Below are 1,787 nucleotides of genomic sequence, written 5' to 3' on the forward strand. Positions count from 1 at the left end.
GTCGACAATCGCAATGATGCGGTTTTTGTCGTCTTTTACATATTGGGAGGTGCCGCCAAAGGCACTGTGGTAGTAGGTGATCCGTTGTTCATCGTCGTAGCGGAGTTGCCCTTCTTATTTTCTTAAAGTGAGTGTCCCCGTTTATTCCACCTCATTACTGGGGAAAGAGCATTCTCTGCGTCTTCAAGAGCTAGCGGTAAATGACTTCGTAAAGCTTTAATGGAGAGAGGAAATACTACCCCGTATTCAGCAGCCAATCCTCTGATCTGGTTCGCCAAGGCAGTTCTGTTCTCTACCAAACGTTTACGGACACTGCGTATCGCTTTGAGGTCTTGTTGTTCAACAGACTTAACAGGAACGAAGTGAAGATTAGGTCTAGAATAGGCTTCGCAAATGGCTTTTGCATCATTAGCATCGTTCTTTTGCCGCCCAACAAATGGTTTTACATGCTGAGCTGGAATAAGAGCCACTGTGTATCCTAGCTCTTGACATATTCTGCCCCAATGATGAGAAGTTGCACATGACTCCATTGCAAGAGCAGTTTGCTCAGGTAGTTGGCGGACAGTATCTAGAAGCTTATCTCGCTTTACCTTTCTGTTTGATAAAATTTGTCCATTTGTACCCAGCACACATACTTGGAAGAGATTTTTCGCTATATCAATACCGACAACTTTAATAGACATATTTGTTACTCCTGCTCTCAATGGTTGTACTATTAGTTTGGTACAACGACGCTAGAAGGGAGGTGCGTCCATCACATCAAAGCCTATAGAGCATCAAGCAAATTATAGTTAGATTCTAGTTTATTTAGACTTCAAAATACCATTCTATGAAATCATTCCAACAGTTCCACTCCTTATCGCATACAATACCAGATTGACTTAATTTTAGAAGAATTACACTACCTTTTTTCTTATTATAAAAAAAGCACGATTGAGCTTCTAGATTAGTTATAGGTAGGAGGTCTTCGTCACATTGTAATGAAGACTTTACCGTATTCACAAGTAGTTGAAAATCGGAATTTATAATAAACCAAGGTAAATGAAGAAGTTCAAAACTGCGACTGGAAAAAGTTGGTCCATCTTCCACATGAAGGTAAAATTTTGCCAAGTCACTAGTAAGATCTAAATTATATAGACTCAGAGCTTGTTCATATTCGATGGCGGTATCATCGAACCACCACGATTTAGATTTGAAGAAGGCTACCAATTTATTATCCAACATTTTAATCTCCAATTGTTAAGGGCAAGACTTTTGACTTCGCGCATTAAGTTCATTTTGTGCTCTTTCTTGCCAATACGTTTCCCTATCAATGTTGAATGAATCTCTATCAACGGGATTAATAGGGTGGGCATTTGGTAAGTATGGGTGCAACGCGTTGGTTCCATAGTAACTTTGGTGAGTGTCAGCAGACAACTCAAATAACGAGCCTCTCGCATTTTGCTTCGAGTGATGTAAGTTTATTTGAGAGTATTTCCCATTTTTCACTACGAAAGGTGAACGACCATCCATTGCTAACTCCAAGTTCGTTTTTACTCCTTGGCGTGTATTGACGGGCAAATCCCAATCGATATTTTGTTGGTAAACCGTTTGTGATATTCCTGAGGGAGCATTGAATGAGTATGGTGTGAAGAAGCCTGCCAACCCAAACGGATCCACCCAGTCCATCGGATTGTGTACATACGCTTGTGGTCTTAAACCACCCGCCATGCCGATGGGGTCAGAGCTTAAATACTGCCCGCTGTCTGTATCATAATAACGGTGCAGGTTGTAGTAAAGCCCTGTTT

At 41.0% G+C, this 1,787-nt stretch carries 2 protein-coding genes and 1 pseudogene; all 3 read right to left on the reverse strand.

What is annotated here, in order from left to right; translation table 11 throughout:
- Positions 1–149 precede the first annotated feature (149 nt).
- Positions 150–683 (reverse strand): annotated as a pseudogene (locus tag QTN95_RS20470) (IS110 family transposase); the annotation flags it as partial.
- Positions 684–807: 124 nt separating this feature from the next.
- A complete protein-coding gene (locus tag QTN95_RS20475) occupies positions 808–1,224 on the reverse strand; it encodes a hypothetical protein (protein ID WP_331418822.1) in 417 nt (138 codons plus the stop codon).
- A 15-nt stretch (positions 1,225–1,239) separates the two neighbouring features.
- A partial coding sequence (locus QTN95_RS20480) for an RHS repeat-associated core domain-containing protein (protein ID WP_331418824.1) occupies positions 1,240–1,787 on the reverse strand: 548 nt, incomplete at its 5' end.

The sequence above is a fragment of the Vibrio sp. M260112 genome, assembly GCF_036533775.1.
GTDB lineage: Bacteria > Pseudomonadota > Gammaproteobacteria > Enterobacterales > Vibrionaceae > Vibrio.

Bases quoted from the DNA above. Each gene is read 5' to 3' on its own strand.
- QTN95_RS20475 (WP_331418822.1), bottom strand. From the start codon at position 1,224: ATGTTGGATAATAAATTGGTAGCCTTCTTCAAATCTAAATCGTGGTGG.